Annotated in this window: 6 protein-coding genes and 1 pseudogene; 1 reads left to right on the plus strand and 6 read right to left on the minus strand. The window is 47.3% G+C overall.

Translation table 11 applies throughout. The features are described 5' to 3' along the window. Positions 1-446 precede the first annotated feature (446 nt). Positions 447-3,065 (plus strand): TonB-dependent receptor plug domain-containing protein, encoded by a 2,619-nt coding sequence (locus L9G74_RS19545; protein ID WP_238898459.1) that lies wholly within the window; start codon positions 447-449, stop codon positions 3,063-3,065. 343 nt (positions 3,066-3,408) lie between these two features. Here the strand turns inward: L9G74_RS19545 and gloA are convergent, their stop codons facing one another. From gloA to L9G74_RS19575, 6 genes and pseudogenes are all read right to left on the minus strand, one after another. Further along, positions 3,409-3,819: a lactoylglutathione lyase gene (gene gloA / locus L9G74_RS19550; protein WP_238898460.1), complete on the minus strand. Its 411-nt coding sequence runs from the start codon at positions 3,817-3,819 to the stop codon at positions 3,409-3,411. Between the two features lie 339 nt (positions 3,820-4,158). Further along, a complete protein-coding gene (gene nth / locus L9G74_RS19555; protein WP_238898461.1) occupies positions 4,159-4,800 on the minus strand; it encodes an endonuclease III in 642 nt (213 codons plus the stop codon). Positions 4,801-4,811: 11 nt separating this feature from the next. After that, positions 4,812-5,507: an electron transport complex subunit E gene (locus tag L9G74_RS19560; protein ID WP_238898462.1), complete on the minus strand. Its 696-nt coding sequence runs from the start codon at positions 5,505-5,507 to the stop codon at positions 4,812-4,814. After that, entirely contained in the window at positions 5,504-6,142 is a 639-nt protein-coding gene (rsxG, locus tag L9G74_RS19565) for an electron transport complex subunit RsxG (RefSeq protein ID WP_238898463.1), read from the minus strand. The genes L9G74_RS19560 and rsxG overlap by 4 nt, the downstream gene beginning before the upstream one ends. Positions 6,143-6,156: 14 nt before the next feature. Beyond that, positions 6,157-7,203: an electron transport complex subunit RsxD gene (gene rsxD / locus L9G74_RS19570; RefSeq protein ID WP_238898464.1), complete on the minus strand. Its 1,047-nt coding sequence runs from the start codon at positions 7,201-7,203 to the stop codon at positions 6,157-6,159. Beyond that, positions 7,203-7,844: pseudogene (locus L9G74_RS19575) on the minus strand (electron transport complex subunit RsxC); the annotation flags it as partial. The gene rsxD and the pseudogene L9G74_RS19575, both read right to left, overlap by 1 nt.

The raw sequence follows: 7,844 nt of genomic DNA on the forward strand, positions 1-7,844 counted from the left end.
ATCTCTTAACTTAGTTGAGTTTTAACTGCAATATTTTCAGGTGGTTAGTGGAGTTGTTGGTATTTTGAGCTGATTTTCTGTTAAAAGATAAAGTTTGTCTTTACATTAATTTACAAACAAGTTGTTGTTAAGTTTGTGTGTGCTTTTCTTCACGTTCTACCCTTTATTTTTTATATTGATTGGCAGTTATGAACGTTTAATCAGCGTTTATTATGGTTTTTTGCTGTTATTAAAATAATTAAAAAACAAATCAATCTATAGCTGATTACAAAGTAAAAACATAGTTTTTACCATGTGAAATTTTTGGGTGCATTGACGATTCGTATCGTCCAAGACAGTATCTACGTCCAGCACAAAAAGTGCTTTGAATAAATATTACATTTGGTCGCACTTTAATAAGTGACTAGAGACTAATAGCCAAAAACGAAGAAGTAAGGGAGTTTTGGATGCTAAAATTCAACAAGCTGTCATCGGCCGTTAAGTGGTCGTTGGTAGCTGCCGCAACTGGCAGCAGTTTCGCTTCAGTATCAGCTGTTGCAGCTGATGATGGCGCAAACAAAGTAGAACGTATCGAAGTTACTGGTAGCCGTATCCAACGTCAGGATATGGAAAGCGCTTCGCCTGTGACCACTATTGATGCAGCTGCAATTTCTGCACAAGGTTACTCCTCAGTTGATCAACTGCTGCAAGACCAAACCTCTATGGCTGGTGCTGCGCTGGGTTCAACATCTAACAATGGCTCAGGTGGCTCTGCTCAAGTGGACTTACGCGGTATGGGCGCTAGCCGTACACTGGTACTGTTGAACGGTCGCCGTATGGTAAGTTCTGGTGTTGGTGCTGATAGCGCCGTTGACTTGAACACTATCCCAGTTGCTATGATCCAACGCGTTGAGATCTTGAAAGATGGCGCATCTGCTGTTTATGGTTCAGATGCGATCGCTGGTGTAGTTAACATCATTACTAAGAAAGATTTTGACGGCTTCCAACTGGATGCTAAATCATCAACGACCGATGAAGGTGATGGTCAGACCTACAGCCTAAGCGCTTTGTATGGTTTTAACACCGATAACGGTGGTAACTATACATTCGGTGCCGCATTTACTAAGCGTAATGGTATTATTCAATCTGACCGTGATTGGACTGAAAAAGGCGCAAGCTCACTAACGCCACAAGGTGGTCTCCAAGGTCAGCGTTTTGATGCGAATGGTAATGTTGTTCTCGACCCAGAGAATGATAACAAGCCTGTGCCGCAGATGAAGCAGTACGAAAATGGTGAATGGGTGCCTTTACAAGGCTATGACTTCACGCCATTTAGCTGGTACCAAACTCCTAGCAAACGTTACAGCGTATTTGCCAACATGACCCAAGAGTTGGGTGATGATATGGTGTTGTCTGGCGAGTTACTTTACACCAAACGTAAGTCAGATCAGATGATGGCACCAGAACCTGCCAACCTGTTTTTGGATGCTTGTACCAACTCTGTGACTTCAAACTGCGTTAATTTGACGCCAGCGATGACTGCCGCCGGTATTGCTCCTGATGAAAACAATGGCAAAGTCAATTTCCGTCGTCGTACCAGTGAAGTTGGTCCGCGTATGTATGGTCAAGACACAGATACTTACCGCGCATCGATCGACCTGCAGGGTTACACTAGCGCAGGCAATGGCATGACATGGGATGTTTCTTACACCTATGGTAAGAACAAAGCAAAAAGCTGGGTTGGTAACTCAATCAACGCGACTTTGATGTCCCAAAATATTTTGGAAAATCAAGACGCTTGGTTTACTGGCCAGCCGATGAGCCAAGAAACTGCCGATGCGATTTCTTTCACCGAGAATGACCGTGGTGGTAACGAGCAACATGACGTCCAAGCGAACTTGAGTGGTGATCTGTTCCAAGTGAGCGGTGGTGCTGTTAGTTTTGCAATCGGTGGTGAGTATCGTTACGAAGAAGGTTACTTCACACCTGATGAAGTCGTACAAGCAGGTGACAGCTCTTCAGCACAGCAAGACCCAACCAAAGGTCATTACGACGTAATCTCTTTCTATCAAGAAGTGAGTGTGCCTTTCACTGAGAAACTGACCGGTGACTTCGCATTCCGTTATGACGAATACGATACATTTGGTAAAGCATCAACATGGAAAGTGGGTTTAACTTATCGCGCGACTGACGAGTTGATGTTACGTGGTGTAGTTGCTACAGGTTTCCGTGCTCCAAATGTTAGCGAGCTGTATGCGGGTAACTCAGGTTCATTTGATTATCTAACAGATCCATGGGGTCAAAACTTTGATCCTCAGATCAAGGTGAATCGTACTTCAGATCCTAACCTGAAGCCTGAAGAGTCAGAGTCTTTCACTGCAGGCTTAGTTTACTCTCCTAGTTTCTTAGATGGTTTCTCAACCACTATCGATTACTGGAAATTTAACATCAGTGATGCGATTACCCGCGTTGATGTACAAGATCGTCTTAAAGCTTGTTATGCCGGCGAACAAGCTGCGTGCTCAACAATCAATGTACCTTGGGATGAAGCTCAAGGCCGTGGGAATGGTGATCTGACTAATCTGACTTCAGCGCTAACTAACGTTGGTTCTGTTAAAACTAGTGGTGTAGACATCAACTTTAATTATAAGTTTGATGCGTTAGGTTTAGATTGGGCTATCAACAACGACGCTACTTACTTAATTGGCTATGAGCAAGATGGTATTGATTACGAAGGTACCATTGACGGTAACTTCGGTGGTTACGCTAAATGGCGTAATAACTTCAGCATCAGTGTTTCTCAGGATGACTGGAGTGTGATGTACTATAATCGTTATATTGATGCTATGAACGATGAATATACCGAGGACGGTGTATTAAATATTGATCACGCCACAAGTGTGTTCTACCACAACATCGTAGCGACCTATCACTTTACTGATGGTTTCAGTCTGTCTGCAGGCGTGAAAAACTTCACTAATGAAGATCCGACATACGTATCAAATGGTACTGCTGGTGGTACTTCACCAGAAGTATATGACGTAATTGGTCGTCAGATTTACGGTAACGTTACCTACAAGTTCTAATATTTAGTTAGACTTAATAAAAATCCCCAGCTTGCTGGGGATTTTTTATGTCATTCCCTCAAGCTTTCAATCCTGAAGTAGCTGCTTTTACCATTCATTGTTAAAACACAGACATCAGTCATTGCTGCTCACGATAAGCCTAACGCTATGATCTTGGACACAAACACTGGTTTAGATGATGTAGCGGTGCTATACACGCACGATTGGATTGAGCAGTAGAACAGCTAATGCTGTTGACGTTGCAGGTAACTGTAACGCGGAACTAGGTGGGATTAGCGCCGAAGAGGCTGAGGAAGATAAAGCCACCCGACGGGGCAGGTGGCTGATAAGTAGGTTGCTAGCGTTAGCCTAAGCCATGCTCGGCTGAACTCATTTGGATCAGTTCGATTTTATAGCCGTCAGGATCTTCCACAAAAGCGATTTCCGTCGTGCCGCCAGCTACAGGGCCAGGTGCACGAACTACTTTGCCACCGGCCGCCGCAATGGCTTCACAGCGTGCATAGATATCTGCTTCACCAATAGCAATGTGGCCGAAAGCATTGCCCATATCGTATTGTTCAGTGCCCCAGTTGTAGGTCAGTTCAATCACTGCTGCACCAGACTTTTCTTCGCCATAGCCAACAAACGCTAAGCTGTATTTGTATTGTGGGTTTTCGGATTGACGCAGTAATTTCATACCCATTACTTGCGTATAGAATTCGATGCTACGTTCTAAGTTGCCCACGCGGATCATAGTATGTAGTACTTGAGACATTACGACATTTACTCCTTAGTTTTGTCGTGTCAGCCCAATAACGGCTGACATCAGTTAATGGCGATAAAATAACCATGTTCCCTACCGCATTTTTATTTAAAAAGCATGCTTATTAGGTCACATAATTGCAAATATTTCGTTGAATTAAATAGGCGCTGATGAATAATGGTTCCCAACCTAACCTAGCTCAAAGTCGGAGACAAGCATGACATCAGAATTAAAATGGTCGTTGGGTACAGTGGCAGCAATCGCTGTGATTTTTGCGATAATGATTGCGCAGATTTTCTAATATCCGGCCAGCGTAAATAATAAAGCCGCTCGTGAGCGGCTTTATTATTGTTACTCTTCTGGATAAATTTTATCTTTAAATTCACACAGATCTTCAATAATACAGCTCCCACATCGTGGCTTGCGCGCGATACAGGTATAGCGACCATGTAGAATCAACCAGTGGTGTACATCGACTTTGAATTCCGCTGGCACCACTTTAAGCAGCTTGTGTTCCACCTCAACCACGTCCTTACCAACAGCAAACTTAGTGCGGTTCGAAACCCTAAAAATATGGGTGTCTACGGCAATTGTCGGCCAGCCAAAGGCGGTATTGAGTACCACGTTAGCGGTCTTACGGCCAACGCCTGGCAATGACTCTAACGCTTCGCGGTCTTCGGGGACTTCACCTTGATACTTCTCTAATAAGATTTGCGACAGCGCTACCACGTTAACGGCTTTGTTGTTATACAAACCGATGGTTTTAATGTATTGCTTGAGACCATCAACACCCAGCGCCACAATCGCTGCGGGGGTGTTGGCAACGGGAAACAGCTTATCGGTCGCTTTATTAACGCTAACATCGGTCGCTTGGGCCGACAAAGTCACCGCCACTAACAGTTCAAACGGATTGCTGTAGTTCAACTCGGTTTTGGGATGCGGATTTTCCGCTCGTAGGCGTTCCAGTATCTGTCGACGTTTATCTTTATTCACACGAAATCCAATTAATTCACTTTGGTGACGCGGGCGCGCTCTACGGGCGCTGTAGCGGCTTTAGGTTGTTTTTCTGCCAGCTTTTTATCAATCACATTCTTCAGCGCGATAAGTAATCCCATACCAAGGAATGCCCCGGGCGGCAGCATCGCCAATAAGAAGGAAGTGTCGGTGTGCCACAAATCGATGCGTAGGCCAGCCGCCCATGCACCGAGGAGCTGATCGGCGCCGTCAAACAGCGTGCCTTGACCAAGAATTTCGCGAATAGCGCCCAGTACGATCAGTACTAGCGTAAAGCCTACACCCATCATCAAGCCATCAAATGCCGCTTTTACCACGTTATTCCGCGATGCAAAGGCTTCGGCGCGGCCGATGATGACGCAGTTGGTCACAATCAATGGCAGGAAGATACCTAGTGATAGGTACAGACCATAGGCATAAGCGTTGATAAGTAACTGCACTACGGTCACTAGCGCGGCGATGATCATCACAAACACCGCAATACGGATCTCTTTCGGCACAAATTCACGGATCAGCGAAACCAACACGTTGGAGCCAACCAATACCGCCATGGTGGCTAAACCTAAACCTAAGGCATTGGTGACCGTGGCGGTGACCGCTAGCAGCGGACATAGCCCAAGCAGCTGTACTAAGCCTGGATTGTTTTTCCACAATCCCTGATAGGCAATTTCACTGTATTGGCTCATAGCTTCGCCTCCTCACATGGGGTGGAACTGGCGTAAATTTGCTGTTTGTTTGCCATAAAGTAACTTAGCGTATTACGCAGTGCTTTGGTGTAAGCGCGCGGGGTGATGGTTGCCCCGGTAAATTGGTCAATGGCGCCACCATCTTTTTTGACAAACCATACCTTGAGATTGTTGATATCAAACAGCTTACCTGCAAACTCATCAACCCATGAGGATTTGCGCAATTCAACTTTATCGCCAAGACCCGGGGTCTCTTGCTGCTCTAATGTACGCACACCTAATACTACGCCGTCGTTGTTAACTGCGACAATGATATGAATATTGCCGTTGTAACCATCTGGTGCAATGGTTTCCAGCGCTGCGGCTTGCGGCTCGCCCAACTTAGTGGCGACGTACACCGGCATTGCATTGCGGGTACCCAACGCTTCAGGGGCGGTGATCAAGCGGCAAGAAGCCGCCAAATCATTGTCATGAATTGAATCAGGAATAATCTGATGCAAGGTGCCGAGTAATTGCTGACGTTGCTGATAGCTAATTTGCGGCGCGGTAAACAGGTTAACCCCCGCCACAAGCGCGGAACATACCAAAGCAAACAATCCCAGCAATAAGCCATTTTTTAACATGCTATTTTTCACTATTGCCTCTCAGATTAAGCGCGGTGACCGTAGGTACGAGGCTTGATGTAGTAATCAAGCAACGGTGCGGTGAGATTCGCCAACAACACCGCAAAGGCGAACGCATCGGGATAACCGCCGTAACTACGGATAACGTAAACCAGCACACCAATCAATGCGCCAAAGATGAGTCGTCCTTTGTTACTGGTCGCTGCCGTTACTGGATCGGTGGCAATAAAGAATGCGCCCAGCATGGTTGCGCCGCTAAAGAGATGCAGTAACGGGCTGATATGTGTCGCTGGCTGCCATAGCCAACCGATGGCAGCACATAAGGTCAATGCGCCCAATACGCCAGCACTGATGTGCCAACGGATCAGTTTTAGCTTTAACATCACCAATCCACCCAGCAGATAGGCGAGGTTAACCCAAAACCAGCCCGCTCCGGCGATGCCGTTAAACGCTGGCTTTTGCAGGATTTCGCTAATCGAATGTCCCTGTGATAGATCGGTACGCAGTGTGTCGAGCGGCGTTGCCATGGTAAAACCGTCAACACTGAGCTGGAAGCTATCGGCAACATTGATTTGCGTTCCCGATAGAATGATGTGCAGGCTTTCCAAAAATGCTGGTGCATGCGCAGCAGCACCGACTGGCGCCACCCATGATGTCATCTGCACCGGGAAGGCAATCAACAGCACCACGTAAGCCGCCATTGCGGGATTGAATAGATTGTTACCCAAGCCGCCGTAAAGTTGCTTCACCATCACGATGGCAAAGCCGGTACCAATAACGGTGAGCCACCACGGCGCTAATGGCGGTACAGCAACACCGATCAACAACGCGGTCAGTAATGCACTGTTATCGCTAATGGTGCTGGACACGCTACGTTGGCGTAACTTCATCACCGCACTTTCGGTGACGACGGCAGTAAGCATCGCCAGCAGTACTTGAAACAGTGTGCCCCAGCCAAAGAATGCAATTTGCACCGCAAAGCCGGGCAGGGCACAAAGCAACACCCGCTGCATCACTGTGCTGGTTTGTAATGGCCGAATAATGTGGGGAGAGGATGCGATTTTAAAGGCCATTAGTCTTGGTTCTCCTGATCGGCGAGTGCTTTTTTGGCTTTCGCCTTGGCAATCGCGGCAGCTACGCGGGCTTTTTTGGCATCCGCGGCTGATGGTGCTGATGAGGTTGCCGCATTGGTTGCGGTAACTTCAGCGGTTGTTGGGCTCTCTGGCTCGACGTTAGCGGGTTGTTCAACCGGCGAGTCAACTTTCGTCTCTGCTGTGGAAGCATCGGCAGCATCAGCTTGTTGCACCTTCTTAGCCTTGGCTTTAGCCACGGCCGCCGCGATGCGAGCTTGCTTGCTGTCATCAACATTTTGCGTTGGCGTAGACGCTACTTCGGTCTCAGTATCCATCGCTGATGCCGTTTCTGGCTCGACTGCGGTTTCCATATCATCCGCTAGCACAGCTTTCTTGGCCTTGGCTTTAGCCACGGCGGCCGCGATGCGTGCTTGCTTGCTGTCGTCAACGTTTTGGGATGGTGTAGACGCTACTGATGCCATTTCTGGCTCGGCTGCGGTTTCCATATCATCCGTTAGCCCAGCTTTCTTGGCCTTGGCTTTAGCCACGGCGGCCGCAATGCGCGCTTGCTTGCTGTCGTCAACGTTTTGGGATGGTGTAGACGCTACTGATGCCATTTCTGGCTCGGCTGCGGTTTCCAT

Source organism: Shewanella electrica (genome assembly GCF_022321485.1).
Lineage (GTDB): Bacteria > Pseudomonadota > Gammaproteobacteria > Enterobacterales > Shewanellaceae > Shewanella > Shewanella electrica.

Excerpts from the sequence above, each read along its gene's own strand:
- L9G74_RS19545 (WP_238898459.1), top strand. The coding sequence starts at position 447 with ATGCTAAAATTCAACAAGCTGTCATCGGCCGTTAAGTGGTCGTTGGTA.
- gloA (WP_238898460.1), bottom strand. The coding sequence starts at position 3,819 with ATGTCTCAAGTACTACATACTATGATCCGCGTGGGCAACTTAGAACGT.
- L9G74_RS19560 (WP_238898462.1), bottom strand. The coding sequence starts at position 5,507 with ATGAGCCAATACAGTGAAATTGCCTATCAGGGATTGTGGAAAAACAAT.
- rsxD (WP_238898464.1), bottom strand. The coding sequence starts at position 7,203 with ATGGCCTTTAAAATCGCATCCTCTCCCCACATTATTCGGCCATTACAA.